The sequence below is a fragment of the Microbacterium sp. Mcb102 genome (assembly GCF_024519805.1).
In the GTDB taxonomy this organism is placed as follows: Bacteria; Actinomycetota; Actinomycetes; order Actinomycetales; family Microbacteriaceae; genus Microbacterium.
Genome location: NZ_JALJRG010000001.1, coordinates 431,590 through 450,844, shown reverse-complemented (window position 1 = coordinate 450,844; position 19,255 = coordinate 431,590). Strand labels below are relative to the sequence as shown.

The 19,255-nt window shown below is 67.8% G+C and carries 18 protein-coding genes; 8 read left to right on the top strand and 10 right to left on the bottom strand.

Annotation, left to right across the window (positions count from 1 at the left end; genetic code table 11):
* Positions 1–65: 65 nt before the first annotated feature.
* From OC372_RS02140 to OC372_RS02120, 5 genes are read left to right on the top strand one after another with little or no spacing between them, the layout of a single operon-like run.
* A complete protein-coding gene (locus OC372_RS02140; protein ID WP_262000799.1) occupies positions 66–1,064 on the top strand; it encodes an ABC transporter permease in 999 nt (332 codons plus the stop codon).
* Positions 1,064–2,086 carry an ABC transporter ATP-binding protein gene (locus OC372_RS02135; RefSeq protein ID WP_262000798.1) on the top strand — a complete coding sequence of 341 codons (1,023 nt, stop codon included), beginning with the start codon at positions 1,064–1,066 and terminating at the stop codon, positions 2,084–2,086. The genes OC372_RS02140 and OC372_RS02135 overlap by 1 nt, the downstream gene beginning before the upstream one ends.
* The gene (locus OC372_RS02130) at positions 2,083–3,114 is read left to right on the top strand and encodes an ABC transporter ATP-binding protein (protein ID WP_262000797.1); all 1,032 of its coding nucleotides are present in this window, start codon (positions 2,083–2,085) and stop codon (positions 3,112–3,114) included. Before OC372_RS02135 ends, OC372_RS02130 begins: the two co-directional genes overlap by 4 nt.
* Positions 3,101–4,309, top strand: a complete 1,209-nt coding sequence (locus OC372_RS02125) for an amidohydrolase (protein WP_262000796.1) — start codon at positions 3,101–3,103, stop codon at positions 4,307–4,309. The genes OC372_RS02130 and OC372_RS02125 overlap by 14 nt, the downstream gene beginning before the upstream one ends.
* Positions 4,293–5,507 (top strand): MFS transporter, encoded by a 1,215-nt coding sequence (locus OC372_RS02120; protein ID WP_105709770.1) that lies wholly within the window; start codon positions 4,293–4,295, stop codon positions 5,505–5,507. Before OC372_RS02125 ends, OC372_RS02120 begins: the two co-directional genes overlap by 17 nt.
* 73 nt (positions 5,508–5,580) lie before the next feature.
* Here the strand turns inward: OC372_RS02120 and rpsO are convergent, their stop codons facing one another.
* Entirely contained in the window at positions 5,581–5,850 is a 270-nt protein-coding gene (rpsO, locus tag OC372_RS02115; protein WP_005048780.1) for a 30S ribosomal protein S15, read from the bottom strand.
* A 185-nt stretch (positions 5,851–6,035) separates the two neighbouring features.
* Between rpsO and OC372_RS02110 the strand changes: the two genes are divergently transcribed.
* Entirely contained in the window at positions 6,036–7,328 is a 1,293-nt protein-coding gene (locus OC372_RS02110; protein WP_262000795.1) for an MFS transporter, read from the top strand.
* Positions 7,329–7,361: 33 nt separating this feature from the next.
* On the opposite strand, the gene OC372_RS02105 is transcribed toward OC372_RS02110, so the two are convergent.
* From OC372_RS02105 to OC372_RS02090, 4 genes are all read right to left on the bottom strand, one after another.
* On the bottom strand, positions 7,362–7,916 hold the full coding sequence (locus OC372_RS02105) for a YceI family protein (protein ID WP_262000794.1): 555 nt from the start codon (positions 7,914–7,916) through the stop codon (positions 7,362–7,364).
* A 181-nt stretch (positions 7,917–8,097) separates the two neighbouring features.
* Positions 8,098–8,466: an FKBP-type peptidyl-prolyl cis-trans isomerase gene (locus OC372_RS02100; RefSeq protein WP_029263650.1), complete on the bottom strand. Its 369-nt coding sequence runs from the start codon at positions 8,464–8,466 to the stop codon at positions 8,098–8,100.
* A gap of 207 nt (positions 8,467–8,673) precedes the next feature.
* The gene (locus tag OC372_RS02095) at positions 8,674–9,354 is read right to left on the bottom strand and encodes an alpha/beta fold hydrolase (RefSeq protein WP_262000793.1); all 681 of its coding nucleotides are present in this window, start codon (positions 9,352–9,354) and stop codon (positions 8,674–8,676) included.
* Between the two features lie 39 nt (positions 9,355–9,393).
* Entirely contained in the window at positions 9,394–10,623 is a 1,230-nt protein-coding gene (locus OC372_RS02090) for a PrsW family intramembrane metalloprotease (protein ID WP_308737136.1), read from the bottom strand.
* Positions 10,624–10,712: 89 nt separating this feature from the next.
* On the opposite strand from OC372_RS02090, the gene OC372_RS02085 reads away from it, so the two are divergent.
* Complete coding sequence (locus OC372_RS02085; protein WP_262000792.1) at positions 10,713–11,582, top strand: fumarylacetoacetate hydrolase family protein; 870 nt, start codon at positions 10,713–10,715, stop codon at positions 11,580–11,582.
* A 68-nt stretch (positions 11,583–11,650) separates the two neighbouring features.
* On the opposite strand, the gene OC372_RS02080 is transcribed toward OC372_RS02085, so the two are convergent.
* The 4 genes from OC372_RS02080 to OC372_RS02065 all read right to left on the bottom strand — a co-directional run bounded on the left by OC372_RS02080 (position 11,651) and on the right by OC372_RS02065 (position 15,858).
* The gene (locus tag OC372_RS02080; protein WP_029263654.1) at positions 11,651–13,111 is read right to left on the bottom strand and encodes an aspartate ammonia-lyase; all 1,461 of its coding nucleotides are present in this window, start codon (positions 13,109–13,111) and stop codon (positions 11,651–11,653) included.
* A 61-nt stretch (positions 13,112–13,172) separates the two neighbouring features.
* The gene (locus tag OC372_RS02075; RefSeq protein WP_262000791.1) at positions 13,173–14,093 is read right to left on the bottom strand and encodes a phosphodiesterase; all 921 of its coding nucleotides are present in this window, start codon (positions 14,091–14,093) and stop codon (positions 13,173–13,175) included.
* Positions 14,094–14,146: 53 nt separating this feature from the next.
* Positions 14,147–14,482 (bottom strand): hypothetical protein, encoded by a 336-nt coding sequence (locus OC372_RS02070; protein ID WP_029263656.1) that lies wholly within the window; start codon positions 14,480–14,482, stop codon positions 14,147–14,149.
* Positions 14,479–15,858 carry an inorganic phosphate transporter gene (locus tag OC372_RS02065; protein WP_105709764.1) on the bottom strand — a complete coding sequence of 460 codons (1,380 nt, stop codon included), beginning with the start codon at positions 15,856–15,858 and terminating at the stop codon, positions 14,479–14,481. Before OC372_RS02065 ends, OC372_RS02070 begins: the two co-directional genes overlap by 4 nt.
* Positions 15,859–16,014: 156 nt before the next feature.
* Between OC372_RS02065 and OC372_RS02060 the strand changes: the two genes are divergently transcribed.
* Entirely contained in the window at positions 16,015–18,114 is a 2,100-nt protein-coding gene (locus tag OC372_RS02060) for a S9 family peptidase (protein ID WP_262000790.1), read from the top strand.
* Positions 18,115–18,168: 54 nt separating this feature from the next.
* Here OC372_RS02060 and OC372_RS02055 read toward each other — a convergent pair whose 3' ends face one another.
* Positions 18,169–19,197 (bottom strand): 6-phosphofructokinase, encoded by a 1,029-nt coding sequence (locus OC372_RS02055; RefSeq protein ID WP_029263659.1) that lies wholly within the window; start codon positions 19,195–19,197, stop codon positions 18,169–18,171.
* Positions 19,198–19,255 lie beyond the last annotated feature (58 nt).

The following is a 19,255-nucleotide window of genomic DNA, read 5'->3' as shown; positions in this document are numbered from 1 at the left end:
CGACACGACACCTCCGGAAAGGACGGGGCCGACCGCTCGATCGGTCGGCCCCGTACGGGACAGCAATGTTCGGATTCATCATCCGCCGCATGACCGCGCTGGTCATCCTCCTGCTCGTCGTGAGCTTCGTGACGTTCGCCCTGTTCCAGATCGGCCCCGCAGACCCTGCGGCGGCCGCCTGCGGCCAGGAGTGCACCCCTGAACGCATCGACCAGGCGCGCGTCGCCCTGGGCATGGACAAGCCGTTCCTGGTGCAGTACTTCACGTACCTCAGTGGATTCTTCGGCGAACGGCTCATCGGAGCCCCGGGCGCCGAGCAGGTCTGCGCCTGGCCCTGCCTGGGCAAGTCGTTCCAGACCAACGAGAACGTCACCGACGTCATCGTCCGGGCGCTCCCGTACACGATCTCCATCGCGGTCGGCGCTGTCCTGCTGTGGACCGTGATCGGCGTCGGCCTCGGCCTGCTCGCTGCTCTCCGCAAGGGCAGGGCGACGGACAAGATCATCGTCGGTGCCGCATCCGTGGGCGTCTCGCTCCCCGTCCCCGTCACCGGACTCCTGCTCCTCCTCGTGTTCGTGAGCGCGCTGCACTGGCTGCCGTTCACGAGCAATCAGATCTCGTCCCCGTTCGGCCCCGCCGGACCCGGGGCGTGGTTCACGAACTACCTGCTCCCCTGGGTCGCGCTGGCCATCCTGTTCAGCGCGCAGTACATCCGCATCACGCGGAACAACATGATCGAGACCTTCGGCGAGGACTACATGCGCACCGCGCGGGCGAAGGGTCTGAGCCCCGGACGGATCACGACCCACGGGGTCCGTGCCGGCATCACTCCGATCATCACGATGCTGGGCTTGGACATCGGCGCCCTGCTCGGCGGTGCCGTCCTGACCGAGCAGATCTTCTCGGTGCCCGGTCTCGGGTTCACGGCGGTGCGGGCAGCCACCTCGGGAGACCTCCCGGTCACCATGGCGATCACGATGCTCGCCGCCTTCTTCATCATCACCGCGAACGTCATCGTCGACCTCGTGTACGCGAGCGTCGACCCGAGAGTGAGAGTCAACTGATGACCACGCCGATCCTCGACATCCGCGATCTGCGGGTGACCTTTCCCACCGACGACGGTCTGGTGCACGCCGTGAACGGCATGGACCTCGTCGTGCAGCGCGGAGAGACCGTCGGCATCGTCGGCGAATCCGGTTCGGGAAAGACCGTGACCAGCCAGACCCTGATGGGGCTCCTCAAAGGGACCAGCGCGAAGGTCACCGGACGAGTACTCTTCGACGGCACCGATCTGGTACCGCTCAGCGAGAGCGAGATGCGGCCATACCGCGGTCGCAAGATCGGGATGATCTTCCAGGATCCGCTGTCGGCCATGCACCCCTTCTACACCGTCGGCCGGCAGATCGCCGAGGCGTATCGCGTGCACAACAGGGTGAGCGCGAAGGCCGCGAAGGCCCAGGCGATCGAGATGCTGAACCGCGTCGGCATCCCCGATCCGGTCGCACGGTACGACTCTTACCCGCACGAGTTCTCCGGCGGTATGCGGCAGCGGGCGATGATCGCGATGGCCCTCATCTGCGAACCGGAGCTGCTCATCGCCGACGAGCCCACCACGGCGCTCGATGTCACGGTGCAGGCGCAGATCCTCGACCTGATCGGATCGCTCCAGGCGGAGACCGGTTCCGCGGTGATCTTCGTCACGCACGATCTGGGCGTCGTCGCCGAGGTCTGCAAGCGGGTCGTCGTCATGTACGGCGGCCAGTGCGTGGAAGAGGCCGACGTGCACGACCTGTTCTTCCGCACCGCGCACCCCTACGCCCGGGGCCTGCTCGCATCGATGCCCTCGATGGTCGACGAAGCAGGGCGGCTCACGCCCATACCCGGCTTCCCGCCGTCGCTGCTCGATCTCCCGCAGGGCTGCCTCTTCGCCGATCGCTGCCCCGTGGCAGCCCTGGTCCCCGACGACAGATGCCGCACCGAGCGCCCCGAGCTCACCCTCGTCGGATCCGGCCACCGTGCGCGCTGTCACCTCGCGGAACCCGACCTCCCGACAACCGTGCTCGACCTGCAGGAGGTGGCCCGATGAGCGAACCGTTGCTGAGCGTCGAGAACCTCGCCAAGCATTTCAGCGTCAGCAAGGGATTCCTGCGCGGTTCCTCGCAGGTGAAAGCGGTGGACGGGGTCTCCTTCACACTCGAACGCGGATCGACACTGGGGCTGGTCGGCGAATCCGGCTGCGGCAAGTCCACCACCGGACGTCTGCTGATGCGTCTGCTCACACCCACGTCGGGGCGGATCCTGCTGGACGGCGCCGACGTGTCCCAGCTCCGCGGGTCAGACCTGCAGCAGTTCCGGCGCCGCGTGCAGATGGTGTTCCAGAACCCTTCATCGTCGCTGAACCCGCGGCAGAGCGTCGGCGCGGCGATCGCGGCTCCCCTGCAGGCCCAGGGAATCTCCCCCCAAGAGGGCATGAAGAACCGGGTCGCGGCTCTCATGGACAGGGTGGGGCTGCGGCCGGAGCACTACAACAGGTTCCCCCACGAGTTCTCGGGCGGACAGAAGCAGCGCGTCGGCATCGCCAGGGCACTTGCGTTGGAGCCCGACATCCTGGTCTGCGACGAGCCGGTGTCGGCTCTCGACGTCTCGGTGCAGGCACAGGTCATCAACCTGCTGCAGGACATCCAGGCCGACACCGGCATCTCCTACGTGTTCATCGCGCACGATCTGTCCGTCGTCAAGCACTTCGCCGACGAGGTCGCCGTGATGTACCTCGGGCGCATCATGGAGCACGGCACCAGGGATGCCGTGTTCGGCGCCCCGCAGCACCCATACACGCAGTCGCTGCTGTCCTCCGTTCCGAGCCCCGATCCCACCGCCGACCGCAGTCGACGGATCCGTCTCGTCGGAGACCTCCCCCACCCGTCGAACCCGCCCAGCGGCTGCGTCTTCCGCACGCGATGCCCCGTGCTCCCACTCCTCGACGAGGAACGGCGTCGGCAGTGCGTGGAGCAGGTTCCCACCGGCGATGCCGCGTGCCATCATCTGGCTGAAGCCGCCGACCTCGCGTCGCGGCTCGGCGCCCCCGAAGAAAGGAAAGTCCATGCTGATTCGTGACGTGCGCCCCTGGGGCGGCTCCGCCTCCGATGTCCTGATCGAGGACGGTCGCATCACCCGGATCCTCCCCCACGAGGCGGCACCGGCATCCGGCGACGACGTCGACGGACGCGGGCGGCTTCTGCTGCCCTCCTTCAGCGATGTCCACGTGCACCTGGATTCGACCCGGATCGGACTGCCGTTCCGTGAGCACACCGGTGCTCCCGGGGTCTGGGGCATGATGATGAACGACCGCGAGAACTGGCGCAACGCCGAGATCGACCTTCCCACGCGGGTGGCCGGCACCCTCGAACGCATGATCGCGCGGGGCACGACCCGCGTCCGCTCCTACGCGCAGGTCGACGTCGACTGCAAGCTCGAGAGGTTCGCCGCGGTGATCGCGGCGAAGGAGAAGTTCGCCGCGCACGCCGACGTCCAGGTCATGACCTTCCCCCAGGCCGGCATCCTCCGCGAGGAGGGCACGGTCGCGTACCTGGAGGAGTCTCTCAAGCAGGGAGCGGACGTGATCGGCGGCATCGACCCGTCGCAGCTCGACCGCGACCCCGCCAAGCACCTCGACATCGTTTTCGGTCTCGCCGAGAAGTACCAGGTCGAGGTCGACATCCACCTGCACGAGCCCGGAGCGCTCGGTGTGTTCAGCACCGAGCTCGTGATGGAGCGCACACGCGCACTCGGCATGCAGGGCAAAGTCACGATGTCACACGCCTACGAACTCGGTTCTGTGAACGAGGCCACGAGCCGTCGTCTGATCGAGGAGTTCGCCGAGTTGGACATCTCGATGGCGACGGTCGCCCCCTCGACCAGCAATCACCTGTCCCTGGTGCAGCTCGTCGAAGCGGGCGTGCGGATCGGACTCGGTCAGGACGGCCAGCGCGACTACTGGAGCCCCTATGGCAACACCGACATGCTCGACCGCACCTGGCAGTTGGCCTTCACCAACGGTTTCCGTCGCGACGACCACATCGAGATGGCGCTCGCGGTCGCGACGATGGGTGGGGCGAGCATCATGTCCTCCACCTCACCGCGCCTCACGGGGGTCGAGGACCGACCCGGCCTGGCCGTCGGAGACCGGGCCGACCTGGTCCTGGTCGATGGCGAGACGCCCACCAGCGCGGTGATGGACCGGGGAACCGACCGACTCGTCATCCACGACGGCCGCGTGGTCGCCGACGGCCTTCGTGTCCTCGCGCTCTGAGCGTCGAGGCAGCGAGTTCCGCGATCGCGCCGTCGGGCTCGGCGCAGCTCTGCTGATCGGGCTCAACCTGCGCCCGGCGATCACCTCGGTCGCCGCCCTGCTCGAGCCGACGAGGGCGGCGTTCGACCTCGCACCGGTGCAGCTGAACCTCCTGGCGACGCTGCCGGTGATCGCCTTCGGCATCAGTGCACCGGTCGGGCCGCTGCTCGCCCGCCGCCTCGGTGTGACCAGGGCGCTGATCTGGACCATGGTGGCGCTCGCGGGGTCGCTCGCACTGCGGGTCGTCGTTCCCGGGGGCATGCTCCCGGGAACTTTCCTCGCCGGGGTGTCGATCATGGCTGCGGGGACCTTGCTTCCGCAGTACCTGAAGTCCCTTCGGGCGGGCGGTCTCTGGATCGGCCTGAGCAGCATGTCGTTCAGCGCGGGGGCCGCGCTCGGAGCGGGACTCGCCGTGCCGCTGAGCACGGCGGTCGGCGGGCCCGCGGTGGCGCTCGGGCTCTGGGCCGTGCCCGCTCTGATCGCCGCGGGCGCCATGGTCGGTGTGGCGCTGCGCTCGGAAGCTCCCCCACCGCCGTCGTCTCGGATGGCGCTGCCCCGGTCGGCTCGACCGACCGTCGCGCTGATCACCGCGATGTTCGGCCTCCAGGCGATGCTCTTCTTCGCGGTGGCCTCGTGGCTCCCCCGCATCCTCGGAGATCGCGGTGTGGACGCGCAGACCGCCGGCTGGCTGCTCGCGCTGACCAGCGTCGCGGGCCTCGTGCCGACGCTCGTCGCGCCGATCCTCGCTCGACGTCGCCGCGTTCTGCGGTTGTTCGGTCCGGGCCTGGGCATCGTGATGCTGGCGGCGTTCGTCTGGCTCGCTTCCGGCGACGAGTCGTACATCGCGATCACGGTCGTGCTCGGTGCCGTGCAGAGCGCGACGTTCGGACTCTCCCTCGCACTCATCGTGATGCTCGCCGCCGACGAGGCCTCGGCGGGCCTGCTGTCGGCTATCGCGCAGGGCGTCGGCTACGCGTTCGCCGGCGCGGGGAGCCTCCTCGTCGGCGTCCTCCACGACCTCACCGGCGGCTGGACGGCGAGCCTCGTGTTCATGATCGTGTGTGCCGCGGCGCTCGCCCTCGTCGTGGGGTTCGTGATCCGCTGCCGCCCGGTCGACCTGCAGGCACCGTCGGAGGTGCCTGCACTCCCCCGAGCATGACGAAGGCCGCCCCACACCGTGGGGCGGCCTTCTCAAGAATGTTCTGCGCGATTGAACGCAGGATCGCCTTGCTTTATCGACGCAGGCCGAGACGCTCGATGAGCGACCGGTAGCGGTTGATGTCGATGTCCTGCAGGTAACCCAGCAGGCGACGGCGCTGACCGACGAGCAGGAACAGACCACGACGCGAGTGGTGGTCGTGCTTGTGCTCCTTGAGGTGCTCGGTGAGGTCCTTGATGCGCTGCGTCAGCATTGCGACCTGCACCTCGGGGGATCCGGTGTCACCGGGGTGCGTCGCGTACTCTTCGATGATCGCCTTCTTGACGTCTGCTTCCAGTGCCATAGATTCGATCCCCTCTCTGCTTGTTGCGCGGCGCCCGACGCCTGATGCGAGGGCTCTCTTTATCCGCGGCCGATCGAACGGCAACCTGAAGAGTCTACCAGCCGAGGACACCCTCGCGTGACAACCGCGAGGGGCCGCTCGACCGGCGTCAACTAGGCTCGAACGGTGCAGAAGAAGATCGACGAGTGAGCGGCCGACGCGGTCACCTCATCGACCTCACTCCCCTGAAGACCAGTCCCGCCTTCGCGCGGATGTGGATCGGATCGACGCTCGCGGGCATCGGCGGTCAGTTGACGATCGTCACCGTGATGCTGCATGTGTTCGTGCTGACCGGGAGCACATTCGCCGTGTCCATGATCGCGGTCGCCGGGCTCATCCCGATGATCCTCGCCGGCCTGTACGGCGGGATGCTCGCGGACGCATTCGACCGGCGCAGGGTGGCCCTGATCGCGGCGACCATCACGTTCGCCTCGACCGCACTGCTCGCCGCGCTCACGTGGACCGGCACCGAAACCATCTGGTGGCTGTATGCACTCAGCATGATCAACTCGGCCGCGAACTCGGTGGGCATGGCCACGCGCACGGCGATCGTGCCGCGCCTCATCCCCCGCGAGCAGCTGGCGGCGGCATCAGCACTCAACGGCGTCGCATTCGGGCTCACCGTCATGGCCGGCCCCGCGCTGGCCGGCCTGCTCGTGGCCCTCACCGGCTACGGCTGGACCTACACGATCGACGTCGTACTGATGCTGTCGATGTTCCTCGGCCTGTGGACGCTTCCGGTACTGCGCCCTGAGGGCGAGATCGTGCGCCCCGGCCTGGAATCGCTCGTCGACGGCCGGCGCTTCCTGCGCAAGGCGGGCAACATCCGGATGCAGTACATCATCGACATCATCGCGATGACGTTCGGCCAACCCCTCGTCCTCTTCCCCGCCCTCGGCACCGTGCTCCTGGGCGGCGGCGCCGTGACGACCGGAATCCTCACGGCGGCCGTCGCCGTCGGAACCTTCGCGTCGAGCCTGTTCTCCGGGCGCGTCGTCCAGTATCGGTGGCATGGCCGCGGCATCGCGCGGGCCGTCGAAGCGTACGGCGCTTCGATCCTCCTCTTCGGCCTGGTGCTGCTGATCGGGGCGTTCTCTCCGCCCGCCGGCGAGGATGCCCCGAACATCGGCCTGATCGTCGCCGCCTGCGTGGCACTCGCGCTCTCCGGGGCCTCCGACAATGTCAGCTCGATCTACCGCAACACGATGATGCAGGCGGCGGTTCCCGACGCGATGCGCGGTCGATTGCAGGGACTCTTTGTGGTGGTCGTCGCCGGCGGCCCGCGCGTCGGAGCCCTGTACGCCGGGACTCTCGCCACGCTGACCACCCTGTGGTTCCCGCCGCTGCTCGGCGGCGTCCTGGTGATCGCCCTCGTCGCGATGCTCTCGCGCCGCAACCGCCGATTCCACGACTACGACGCAGAGAACCCCGAGCCCTGACGGACCCGGGGTTCGAGGAACTGCGTGACGGCGTCAGTCCTGCTGCAGCGCGCCCTGCAGGTCGAGGCTGATCGTGATGTCCTTGCCCACGAGCACGCCACCGGTCTCGAGTGCGGCGTTCCACGTGAGACCGAAGTCCTCGCGGTTGATCACGGCCTTGGCAGAAGCGCCCGCCTTGTAGTTGCCGTACGGGTCGGTGCCGAATCCGCCGAAGTCGAGCTCGAAGCTGACCGGCTTGGTGACGCCGCGGATCGTGAGGTCACCGTCGACGAACAGCTCGTCGCCCTTGACGCGCGCGCCGGTGGACACGAACTCCATCGTCGGGAAGTTCTCGGTGTCGAAGAAGTCGGCGGAGCGCAGGTGGGCGTCGCGACCCTCGTCGTTCGTGTCGACCGAGGTGACGTCGACGGAAGCCTCGACCTTGGCCTCGAGCGGGTTCTCGGGCGCGATCAAGGTCGCGCTCTTGACGCCGAAGGTGCCGCGCACCTTGGAGATCATCATGTGGCGGACGCTGAACGTCACCTCGCTGTGCGAGGGGTCGAGCACCCAGGTGCCGGGACGGTAGCCGGGAATGTCGATGCTGGTCATGGTTTCTCCTTCGGAGACATCGGCCGCTGATGCGGCTTCGGACAGGGGCCGCGTTCACCGCGACCCCTGTGACAACTTACATTCATTCGCATATATTCCCCTGAATGCGGATGTTCTTCCGATATACAACAGAGACGCCCCTCCTCCGAGGAGGAAGGGCGTCTCGGCGTACGGGTCGGGCTCAGCCGACAGCGACGAGATCGATGATGAAGATCAGCGTCTTTCCGGAGAGGAAGTGGCCGCCACCGACCGGGCCGTAGGCCAGGTGAGGCGGGATGATCAGCTCACGGCGTCCGCCGACCTTCATGCCGGGGATGCCGTCCTGCCAGCCCTGGATCAGGCCGCGCAGCGGGAACTGGATGGTCTCGCCGCGACCCCAGGACGAGTCGAACTCCTCGCCGGAGTCGAACTCGACGCCGGCGTAGTGCACGGTCACGGTGTCGCCGGGCTTCGCCTCTGCGCCGTCACCCTCGATGATGTCGCGGATGACGAGCTCCGCGGGAGCGGGGGCGCTGGGGGCATCGAACTCAGGCTTTGTGCGATCAGTCATGCCTCCATCAAACCCGAGCCCGCGGGAGGGGTCAACGCGATCGCACCTGCTCACAGCGAACACTTCGACGGGCGCAGCGGCAACAGCCTCTTGACACCCTCCGTGGTCGGGTGCACCCTGATTACAGATCAACTCAGCGCCCGGGAGACTCGCAGGCATCGCCGCAGCACCGGGCGCTGAGTCTTGCCACCGCGGGGTCTCCGGGCGTCAATCGAGGTAGCCGACGAGCATCTCCGCGATCTCCGTCGGCCTGCTGAGCATGGCGCAGTGTCCGCCGGGGACCTCGTCGGCGACCACCCCGAGACGCTCTCGGGCGAGGTCGCGGAGGAAGCGCGGCGGGAAGAAGCGATCGTCCGCGAACACGATGACCCGCGTCGCCACATCGGGCCAGACCTTCAGCGGCCACGGGACCTCCATCGCCGCCGAGGACGGATGTGCGCGCTCCTGCCGCAGTGCTTCGTCCGCCAGCTTTCGCGGCACGCCGTTGTAGAAACTCACGTAGGGGTCCTCGTTACCCGTCAGTCCGCCATCGATCGCCGCCTGGGCCTCGGCGGCGGCGAGATAGCCCGACTCGGACCACCACCGCTCCGGCGGCTCACCGGGCGCCGGGATCATCCCCGCGGCCAGCACGAGGAGATCAGCCGACAGTCGCTCGGCGACCAGAGGCGCAGTGAAGGCTCCGAACGAGTGGCCGAGCACGACGACATCGCGTCGTGGCCCCACCTCTGCCACCACGGCGTCCGCGTAGTCCTCCAGAGTGAGGGAATCGTCACCGGCGGGGAGATCGGGGGCGAAGACCTCGTGTCCGCGCGCCACGAGTTCTGCGGCGACCAGATGCCAAGACCACCCGACATCTCCCCCGCCGTGGATCAGGACGAACGTGCTCATCGCGACCGCCTCCTCACGACGAGTATCCCGACGTCGGGCTCAATACGCCAGCAGTGCGGCCCTGGCGGCTCGGGTACGGATCAGCAGCGCACGCTCGTCCTCGACGGCGAGCGGATCGCGCCCCGTGATCGCCCGCTGACGGACCGCGGCCAGCGCGGTCGCGTCCTTGATGAACTCGCGCATGATCGGACGCCGGTCGCCCCGAAGACCGCGCGCCCAGTTGAGACCCGCCTTGCGTCCGCTCGATGTGGCGAGCATCGTGACCTCTTCGGGCGTGAACCACCCCGCGTTCGCGTACTCGGCGAGGCGCGCACGCGTGAGGCGCGCCTCTTCGCGACGGAGAGCGACGATTCCGAGGATGAAGCCCACGAAGAGCGGCACCTGCAGGGTGAAGTACAGTCCGAAGAAGTCGGCGAAGGTCGCGGACCCGTTCCAGAGTGCGTGCAGGAGGACCGCTCCGAGCATTCCCAGCAGGCCCGCACCGATCGCGGAGCTCGCCGATCCGTGTCGCCGCGCGACCAGACCGATCGCGAAGCCGGTCACCGCCGTGAACATGGCGTGTGCGAACGGGGACAGGATCGCGCGCACGGCGAAGGTGACGGTGAGCTGCTCGCCACCACCCTCGATCAGGCTGACCGCGAAGTACTGGATGTTCTCGGTGAAGGCGAACCCCGCGCCGACGAGTGCTCCGTACACGACACCGTCCACCGGACCGTCGAAGGCGCGACGGGCGAGCAGGAAGATGAGGAAGACCCCGAGTCCCTTCCAGAACTCCTCGACGATCGGCGCCTGCACCACCGCCGTGAAGGCATCGGAGGTGATGCCGAGCAGGATCGTCAGCCCCACGTCGACGAGCAGAGTGAGCCCCGCAGCCGCCAGTGCGCCCCAAGCGATCGCGAAGAACACCAGGCGCTTCGGCTCCGGTTCCCAGCGGTCGATCATCCGGACGCCGAGGAACACCACGGTCAGCGGGATGAGGGCGAGCACCAAACCGACGACGGAGGCGAAGACACCGAGCGCCCACCCGAAGTAGCCGACCAGGGCGAGCAGCAGGAAGCCCAGGAAACCGAAGAGCCAGAGCGAGATCGTGCGCCCCTTGCGCGTCGGCACCGGCAGCGCGGGCAGCGACTCGGCCGGCGACGGCGCGACCGGAGCAGGCGGTGTGTACGGTGTCGGCTGGGCCAGACGCGAGGCATAGGCCGGCTGTCGCGGGGGTGGCGGCATGTACGGCGAGGGCTGCTGCGGCGGCGGGGGTCCTCCGAAACTCATAGCCAAAGCTTATGGGGAACAAGAGAGACGCCTCGGGTATGGCTGAGTCCTCCACCCGCTCGTCGCCCGGCAGCCGGTAGCGTAGAACCATGCGGTTCGCTCACCTGCGCCGTCCTGACTCCCCGCGCACGGTTCTCGCCGTGGTGCAGGACTCGGACGCCATCCTCGTCTCTGATCTCCTGAACGACGCCCCTGCCACGCTGCAGCAGCTGATCGAGGGAGGGGACCCTCTCCTCGAGCGACTGCGCGCCGCGCTGGCCGCCGCAGACGCGGAGCGCCATCCGCTCGGCGACTGGGCGTTCTCCTCCGCCGTGATCGCTCCCCCGGCGGTGCTCGCCGTCGGGCTCAACTATGCGGCGCACTCCAGCGAGCTGGGCTTGAAGACCGATGCGGCACCGACCGTGTTCACGCTGTGGCCGAATTCGCTCACCGGACACGAACAGACCACCTCCTGGCCGCGATCCCTCAGCGAGGCCGTCGACTACGAGGCCGAGCTCGGCGTGCTCATCGGAACCCCCGCCAAGGACGTCAGCGAGGCGGATGCTCTCTCGCACGTCTGGGGCTACACCGTGGTGAACGACATCACCGCCAGGAACATCCAGTTCTCCGAGGCACAGTGGTCGCGATGCAAGTCATTCGACGGATTCACCCCGACCGGACCGTTCGCGGTGACCGCGGATGAGATCTCCGACCCGCAGGATCTGCATATCTGGGCGGTCGTGGACGGCCACACGGTTCAGGACGCCAGCACGGACCAGATGGTGCGCTCCGTCGCCACGCTGATCGCGCACCTCTCGCAGTCACTCACGTTGCTGCCCGGAACCCTCATCTCGACGGGCAGCCCCGGTGGCGCCGGGTATTCGCGGGATCCACAGATCTTCCTGCGCGACCACTCCACCGTGACCGTCGGAATCGACGGCATCGGCGAGCTCACGACGCACTGCCGCATCACCGACTGAGCAGCTCGACGCACGAAGAGGGGGATGGATGCCGCGGCATCCATCCCCCTCTTGCCTTCGCGGGTGGGTCAGACCTCGATGCGGTCCTCCGGCGAGATCACCGGGATCGCCGCGGTGATCGTCTCGAGCCCGGACAGACGAGCGGGCGAGAGCTGCTTGACGACCTCGTCGCGCGACATCAGACCGGCCTCGACGACCAGGTCCGCGACGCTCCGGTTCGTCAGGAGCGCGGTCTTCGCGAGCGCCGCAGCGGCCGCGTAGCCGATGAACGGCGTCAGGGCGGTGATGACGCCGACCGATGCACCGACCATCGCGCCGAGACGATCGCGGTTGGCGGTGATGCCGTCGACACAGTTGACGCGCAGCGTCCACATCGCCTGGCGCATCCACGTGATCGACTGGAAGATCGAATGCGCGATGACCGGCTCGAACGCGTTCAGCTGGAGCTGGCCCGCCTCGGCGGCCATCGTCACCGTCATGTCGGCGCCCGCGACGGCGAACGCGACCTGGTTCACGACCTCGGGGATGACCGGGTTCACCTTGCCGGGCATGATGCTGGATCCGGCCTGCATCGCAGGCAGGTTGATCTCGCCGAAGCCCGCCTGCGGGCCGGACGAGAGCAGCCGGAGGTCGTTGCAGATCTTCGACAGCTTCATCGCGTTGCGCTTGAGCGTCGAGGAGAACGACATGAACGAGCCGGTGTCGCTGGTGGCCTCGACGAGGTCACCGGCCGTTCGCAGGTCGAGCTGCGTGATCTCGCGCAGGTGCTTGAGCACGGCGGGGGCGTAACCGGGGTGCGTGGTGATGCCGGTGCCGATCGCCGTGGCACCCATGTTGATCTCGAACATGAGCGAGGCGTTCTCGGTCAGCCGCGTGTGGTCGTAGCCGAGAGTCGTGGCGAAGCCGTTGAACTCCTGGCCGAGAGTCATCGGCACGGCGTCCTGCAGCTGGGTGCGACCGACCTTCAGCACGTCGTGGAACTCGCGGGACTTGCCGAGGAACGACAGTCGCAGCAGGTCGAGCTCTTCGAGCAGCGAGCGCAGCGTCAGTGAGAGGCCGATCTTCACGGCGGTCGGGTAGACGTCGTTGGTCGACTGGCTGCGGTTGGTGTGATCGATCGGCGACAGGAAGGCGTAATCGCCCTTCTCGCGGCCGGCCAACTCCAGCGCGATGTTGGTGATGACCTCGTTCGCGTTCATGTTCGTCGAGGTACCGGCACCGCCCTGGATGACGCCCACCGTGAACTGCTCGTGGAACTCGCCGTCGATGACGCGCTGCGCGGCACGGTCGATCAGGTCGGCGCGCTCGTGGTCCAGTACCCCGATCTCGCGGTTCGCCCGCGCACTCGCCTGCTTGACCATCGCCAGCCCGACCACGAGGTCCGGATAGACCGAGATGGGCCGTTTCGAGATCGGGAAGTTCGCGTCGGCGCGGGAAGTATGAATCCCCCAGTACGCGTCGACGGGAATCTCCATGCTCCCGAGCGAATCGGTCTCGGTGCGGGTCGGGGTAGGCGCGGCAGAAGCCATGTCACATCCTCGTGGGTCGTGGCGGGTGAGAAGGGTGGGGGATGCTCTCAGTCTACGCCGCTCACCGGCCGGGCTTGCGGGAGAACGCCTCGAGTCGCTGCTCCGGTGTGAGCGCCGCCATCCGCTCGAGCCAGTCCGCGGAGAAGTAGTCCCCGGTCGCGGCCTGCGTCACCGGCACCACCGTGTGCGTGATCGTCTCCGGGTACACGTGCACGAGCTGGAAGGCCTGGGCCGCGTCCATGCCGTTCACCTCGGCCGACGGACGCGCCACGTTCATCGTGTAGCAGGTGGCCGACGAGACACTCACCGGGACGCCGGCGAAGGTGCCCTGCGACGAGTAGTGCAGGTGACCGGCGAGGATGCCACGGACATCGGTTCCGCGGATGACCTCCGCGAGCTCATCCTGATGCCGAAGCTCCAGGATGTCGAAGAGCGGCAGATGGCTCGGGAGCGGTGGATGGTGCATCGCGAGCAGGGTGCCGTGCGGAGCGGGATCCGCGAGCACGTCGGCGAGCCAGGACAGCTGTTCTTCGTCGAGGTCGCCGTGATGCCAGCCGGGAACGCTGGTGTCGAGAGCGATGAGGCGAAGCCCGGCGAGGTCCCAGACGCCCGTCACCGGATCCTCCGTCGGCTCCGCATCGAGGAGTCCTGCGCGCAGTGCCGGGCGTTCGTCGTGGTTGCCCGCGACCCAGATGAGCGGAGCGCCCAGCTCGTCCGCCACCGGCTCGACGGCAGCCCTCAGCCGGCGATAAGCGTCGGGCTCACCCAGATCGGCGAGGTCGCCGGTGACGACGATCGCCGACGGATGCGGATGCACGGATCTGATCGCATCGAGCGTTCGGGCGAAATTGGCCTCGACGTCGTACTTCCCACCGAGCCGCGCTCCCCCTGCGAGGAAGTGCGGATCACTCACGTGGATCAGCACATGGCTTGCGGGGTCATGTCGACCGAAGGCGTACGCGTTTCCGGTTCCTGCGGACATGCCAACAGCCTAGGCCTCGACCCCGCGTCGGCATTCGACCTGCCGGCGTCGGGTCAGTGCCCGATGACGAGGAGCAGGATGCCGGCGACCACGGCCGCGGCGCACAGCGCGAAGCATCCGTACGCACCGAAGAGCGCGACCCGCTTCTGCCCCTCGGTGAGCGGGCTCTTCCGCGCCGCCTTCGCCGCCTGCTTCTCGGCGCGCTTCATCTCCTTCTCGGAGATCACCGTGATCGCATCCGTGAACTCGGCGGGGCTCACCACCGGGGCGCGACCGCTGCGCACCAGCAGACGAAGGCCGAGGGCGTAGAAGGTGACGATGGCCGCCGCGCCGATCAGTGCCGCGAGGAACACCTGGAGGAACGCGATCCAGTCGATGACGACGTTCATTCCGAGTCCCCGTTCCGGTTCGCGTCCGAGTTCTTCGATGAGGAGGCGGATTTGGCACCCTTGACGCTCGCCTTGGCCTGAGCCTTCTTCTTCGCCTTGGCCTCCGCGTCCTTCTTCGCCTGGGCCTTCACCTTCTCACGGGCCTCGGCACGGGCCTTCGCCTCGGCCTTGGCCAGCTCGATACGCTGCTGACGACGCGTCGGCGGCGGCGTGTCCGGGAGCTCGATGGCCATCCCGGATTCGGCGACGTCACTCATGGCGTTCGCGGATGTGACGGCGTTGCGGCGCGAACGCATGAACAGTCCGAGGATGATCACGACGGCGATGACCGCGTCGATCGCCACACCCCAGTTGCCGAGCCAGACGACGAGAAGCGCCGCCAGAGCACCAACGGCTCCCGCTGCGGGAAGCGTGAGCAGCCAGCCGACGCCGATACGACCCGCCGTCCGCCAGCGGACCGTGGAGCCTCGGCGACCGAGACCGGAGCCGATCACGGAACCCGAGGCCACCTGCGTGGTCGAGAGCGCGAAGCCGAGCGCACTGGAGGCCAGGATCGTCGCTGCCGTCGAGCTCTCCGCCGCGAAGCCCTGCGCGGGCTTCACATCGGTGAGTCCCTTGCCGAGAGTGCGGATGATTCGCCAGCCACCGAGATACGTGCCGAGCGCGATCGTGAAGGCGCAGGCGACGATCACCCAGAGCTGCGGTTCGTGGTGCACGCCGGACTGCCAGCCGATGGTGATCAGAGCGAGGGTGATGACACCCATCGTCTTCTGCGCGTCGTTGGTGCCGTGCGCGAGTGCGACCAGCGAGGACGTGAAGATCTGCCCCCAACGGAAACCGTCGCGACCGTCGGGCTTGCCGTCGTAACGTCGCGTGATCGAGTAGGCGATCTTCGTCGCCGCGAAGGCGATGAGCCCCGCGGTGACGGGGGCGATGAGCGCAGGGAGCACGATCTTCGAGAGCACCATGCCGAAGTCGATGCCGCCGAGCCCCGCACCGACCAGGGTCGCGCCGATCAGGCCGCCGAACAGCGCGTGCGATGAGCTCGACGGAAGGCCCAGGAGCCAGGTCAGCATGTTCCAGGTGATGGCGCCGATCAGGCCCGCGAAGATCAGGGACAGGAAGAGGTCCGCCCCCGCGGAGATGATCGCGTCTTCGCGGATGATGCCGCCGGAGATCGTCTTGGAGACCTCGGTGGACAGGAATGCACCCACCAGGTTCAAGACGGCGGCGAGGAGGACGGCGGTCTTGGGCTTGAGCGCACCGGTGGCGATCGGCGTCGCCATGGCATTCGCCGTGTCGTGAAAGCCGTTGGTGAAGTCGAAGAAGAGTGCCAGCGCGATGACAAGCACGACGATGAGGGCTGCGGTTTCCACCGTTCGCTTTCGGTCGTTTGAGGAAGAAGGAGATGTCGACGTGATCGACGTGACGAACGAAGAGTTCACCGTGGGTTTGACTTCCGTTAACCGGCCCCGCTAAATCCTCCCACCCTCCCCCGTGCCGGTCAACTCGACCTGGGATAGCGTGGGACGGTGACTGACGCTCCCCTCGCTGCCCGCCGCTCCACGCTCCGCACGCACCACGGTGACACATTCGACGACCCGTACGAGTGGATGCGGGCGAAGGACTCCGCCGAGGTCATCGCGCACCTCGAGGGGGAGAACGCCCACACCGACGACGAGACGGCGCACCTGGCCGACCTGCGCGAGCGCCTCTTCGAGGAGATCAAGAGTCGCGTGCAGGAGACCGATCTGTCCGTTCCCACCCGGCGCGGAGACTGGTGGTACTACAGCCGCACCGAAGAGGGCGCCCAGTACGGCATCCACTGCCGGGCCGCCGCGGAGCACGACGACTGGACTCCCCCGAAGCTCGAGGCCGGCGTGCCGGTTCCCGGCGAGGTCGTGCTGCTCGACGGGAACGTCGAGGCCGACGGGCACGAGTTCTTCTCGCTCGGGGCGTTCGACACCTCGGACGACGCGACGAAGCTGCTCTGGTCGACCGACTTCGAAGGCGACGAGCTGTACACGGTGCACGTGCGCGACCTCGTCTCCGGCGAGACCCTCGACGACGAGATCCCGAACACCGGCGGCGCCTTCTTCACCCCGGACGGCACCGGCGTCCTCTACACGACCCGAGATGAAGCCTGGCGGCCCGACACCCTGTGGCTGCACCGCCTCGGCACACCGGTCGCGGACGATGTCCAGCTGTTCCACGAACCCGACGAGAAGTTCTGGCTCGGCGCCGGGATCACCCGCAGCCGCCGGTACCTCGTCATCGGCGTCGGTTCGAGCATCACGAGCGAGGAGTACCTCGTCGATCTGACCGGCGACCTCACCGCGACGCCTCGCCTGGTGTGGCCGCGCCGCGAAGGAGTGGAGTACTCCATCGATCACGCCGTGGTGGACGGCGAGGACAGGCTCTTCATCCTGCACAACGACGGAGCCCTCGACTTCGAACTCGTCTCGGTGGCGGCGTCCGACCCTCAGGGCGAACGGCGCCGGGTCGTCGCCCACGAGGCGGGAAGGCGTCTGCTCGGCATGGATGCGTTCCGCGACTTCGCAACGGTCGAGTACCGCAGCGAGGGACTCGAGCGCGTCGGGCTTCTCGACTACACCACGAACACCGTCGACGAAATTCCCTTCGACGAGCCGCTGTACTCCGCCGGAGTGAGCGGGAACCCGGAGTGGCACTCCCCCTTCCTGCGACTCGGATACACGTCGTTCGTCACGCCCGGCACGGTGTACGACCTCGACCTGTCGAACCGCGAGCTGGTGCTGCGCAAGCAGGTCACCGTACTCGGCGGCTACGACCCGGACGAGTACGGTCAGCGGCGCGAATGGGCGACGGCGTCCGATGGGGTGCGCGTGCCGATCTCCCTCGTGTGGAAGCGCTCATTCGGCGAGCCCGGTGCGGGAGCACGCCCCGTGCATCTCTACGGCTATGGTTCCTACGAGCATTCGATCGACCCCGGGTTCTCGGTCGCGCGACTCTCCGAGCTCGATCGCGGCGTGATCTTCGCGGTCGCTCACGTGCGCGGCGGCGGCGAGATGGGCCGCCAGTGGTACGAAGACGGGAAGCTGCTCAGCAAGCGCAACACCTTCACGGACTTCGTCTCCTGCGGTGAGCACCTGGTCGCGACCGGTGTCACCACGCCGAGCCGACTGGTCGCTGAGGGCGGCAGCGCGGGCGGACTGCTGATGGGCGCCGTCGCCAACCTCGCCCCCGAACTCTTCGCCGGAATCCTCGCCGGAGTTCCGTTCGTCGACGCTCTGACGACGATCCTCGACCCGTCGCTGCCCCTCACCGTGATCGAGTGGGACGAATGGGGCGATCCTCTCCACGACGCCGACGTCTACGAGTACATGAAGTCGTACTCGCCGTACGAGAACGTCCGCGACGGCGTCCAGTACCCCCGCATCCTCGCGGTGACATCACTCAATGACACCCGCGTGCTCTACGTGGAGCCGGCGAAGTGGGTCGCACGTCTGCGCGAGGCCGGTGCCTCCGACGTGCTCCTCAAGTGCGAGATGGTCGCCGGGCACGGCGGCGTGAGCGGCCGCTACAACTCATGGCGGGAGCGCGCCTTCGAGCTCGCCTGGCTGCTCGACACCCTCGGCCTCGCCGAGGCCTGAGACGCGACGACGAAGCCCGCCCGTTCGAACGGGCGGGCCCCTCGAGCGGAAGTCTCAGCCGAAGAGTGCGGCGGCCTCGTCATAGCGGTAGCGCGGGACCGTGTTCAGCTCGCCCAGCGCATCGGCGAACGGCACCCGGACGATGTCGGTGCCCTGCATCGCCACCATCTGGCCCCAGGCTCCGTCGACGAGCGCGTCCGCGGCATGAAGGCCGAGTCGCGTCGCGAGGACCCTGTCGAACGCCGACGGGGAACCACCGCGCTGGATGTGGCCGAGGATCGTGGCGCGCGTCTCGATACCCGTGATGCGCTCGATCTCGGGAGCGAGCAGATCACCGATGCCACCGAGCCGCGGCCGGTTGAAGGCGTCGAGCCCCTTGTCGCTGTACGCCTCGTCCATTCCGAGGAGCTTGAAGCCTTCGGAGACGACGACCAGGGGCGCGCGGCCGCGGTCGTGGGCGCTGGTCACGAGCTCGGTGATGTCGTCGATCGACATCGGCACCTCGGGGATGCAGATCACGTGGGCGCCGGCGGCCATACCGGCGTGCAGGGCGATCCAGCCGACGTGGCGTCCCATGACCTCGGCGACCATGCACCGCTGGTGGGAGTCGCCCGTGGTGCGAAGCCTGTCCATCGCATCCGTGGCGATGTTCACCGCCGTGTCGAAGCCGAACGAGTAGTCCGTCGCCTGCAGGTCGTTGTCGATCGTCTTGGGGACGCCGATGACCTTGATGCCGTCCTTCGCGAGACGGTCGGCCGCGGCGAGAGTGCCTTCGCCGCCGATCGCGATGATGCCGTCGATCTTGTGCCCGTAGAGGGTCTTGGCGATGTTCTCCGCTCCCCCGCGCTCGCCCTCGTAGGGGTTCGTGCGGCTGGTGCCGAGGATCGTGCCGCCGACCTTGGACAGGCCCTTCACCTCGTGGCGCGTGAGCGGCATGAAGTCTCCGTCGACCAGCCCCCGCCATCCGTCACGGATGCCGACGAACTCCAGGTCGTACGTGGTGGTGCCCTTGAGCACGATGCCGCGGATGACCGCGTTGAGTCCGGGGCAGTCGCCGCCGCTCGTCAGGATGCCGATCTTCATGCTGGTGCCTTCAGACGTTCGGGAGATGGGGGAAAGAGGCGACGCTGCCTTCGATCGA

What these genes read in the sequence shown, in the direction of transcription:
- OC372_RS02140 (WP_262000799.1), top strand. Translation starts at nt 66, where the DNA reads ATGTTCGGATTCATCATCCGCCGCATGACCGCGCTGGTCATCCTCCTG.
- OC372_RS02075 (WP_262000791.1), bottom strand. Translation starts at nt 14,093, where the DNA reads ATGTCCGCAGGAACCGGAAACGCGTACGCCTTCGGTCGACATGACCCC.
- OC372_RS02055 (WP_029263659.1), bottom strand. Translation starts at nt 19,197, where the DNA reads ATGAAGATCGGCATCCTGACGAGCGGCGGCGACTGCCCCGGACTCAAC.
- OC372_RS02095 (WP_262000793.1), bottom strand. Translation starts at nt 9,354, where the DNA reads ATGAGCACGTTCGTCCTGATCCACGGCGGGGGAGATGTCGGGTGGTCT.
- OC372_RS02125 (WP_262000796.1), top strand. Translation starts at nt 3,101, where the DNA reads ATGCTGATTCGTGACGTGCGCCCCTGGGGCGGCTCCGCCTCCGATGTC.
- OC372_RS02100 (WP_029263650.1), bottom strand. Translation starts at nt 8,466, where the DNA reads ATGACTGATCGCACAAAGCCTGAGTTCGATGCCCCCAGCGCCCCCGCT.
- OC372_RS02105 (WP_262000794.1), bottom strand. Translation starts at nt 7,916, where the DNA reads ATGACCAGCATCGACATTCCCGGCTACCGTCCCGGCACCTGGGTGCTC.
- OC372_RS02070 (WP_029263656.1), bottom strand. Translation starts at nt 14,482, where the DNA reads ATGAACGTCGTCATCGACTGGATCGCGTTCCTCCAGGTGTTCCTCGCG.
- OC372_RS02080 (WP_029263654.1), bottom strand. Translation starts at nt 13,111, where the DNA reads ATGGCTTCTGCCGCGCCTACCCCGACCCGCACCGAGACCGATTCGCTC.
- rpsO (WP_005048780.1), bottom strand. Translation starts at nt 5,850, where the DNA reads ATGGCACTGGAAGCAGACGTCAAGAAGGCGATCATCGAAGAGTACGCG.
- OC372_RS02135 (WP_262000798.1), top strand. Translation starts at nt 1,064, where the DNA reads ATGACCACGCCGATCCTCGACATCCGCGATCTGCGGGTGACCTTTCCC.
- OC372_RS02090 (WP_308737136.1), bottom strand. Translation starts at nt 10,623, where the DNA reads ATGAGTTTCGGAGGACCCCCGCCGCCGCAGCAGCCCTCGCCGTACATG.
- OC372_RS02085 (WP_262000792.1), top strand. Translation starts at nt 10,713, where the DNA reads ATGCGGTTCGCTCACCTGCGCCGTCCTGACTCCCCGCGCACGGTTCTC.
- OC372_RS02130 (WP_262000797.1), top strand. Translation starts at nt 2,083, where the DNA reads ATGAGCGAACCGTTGCTGAGCGTCGAGAACCTCGCCAAGCATTTCAGC.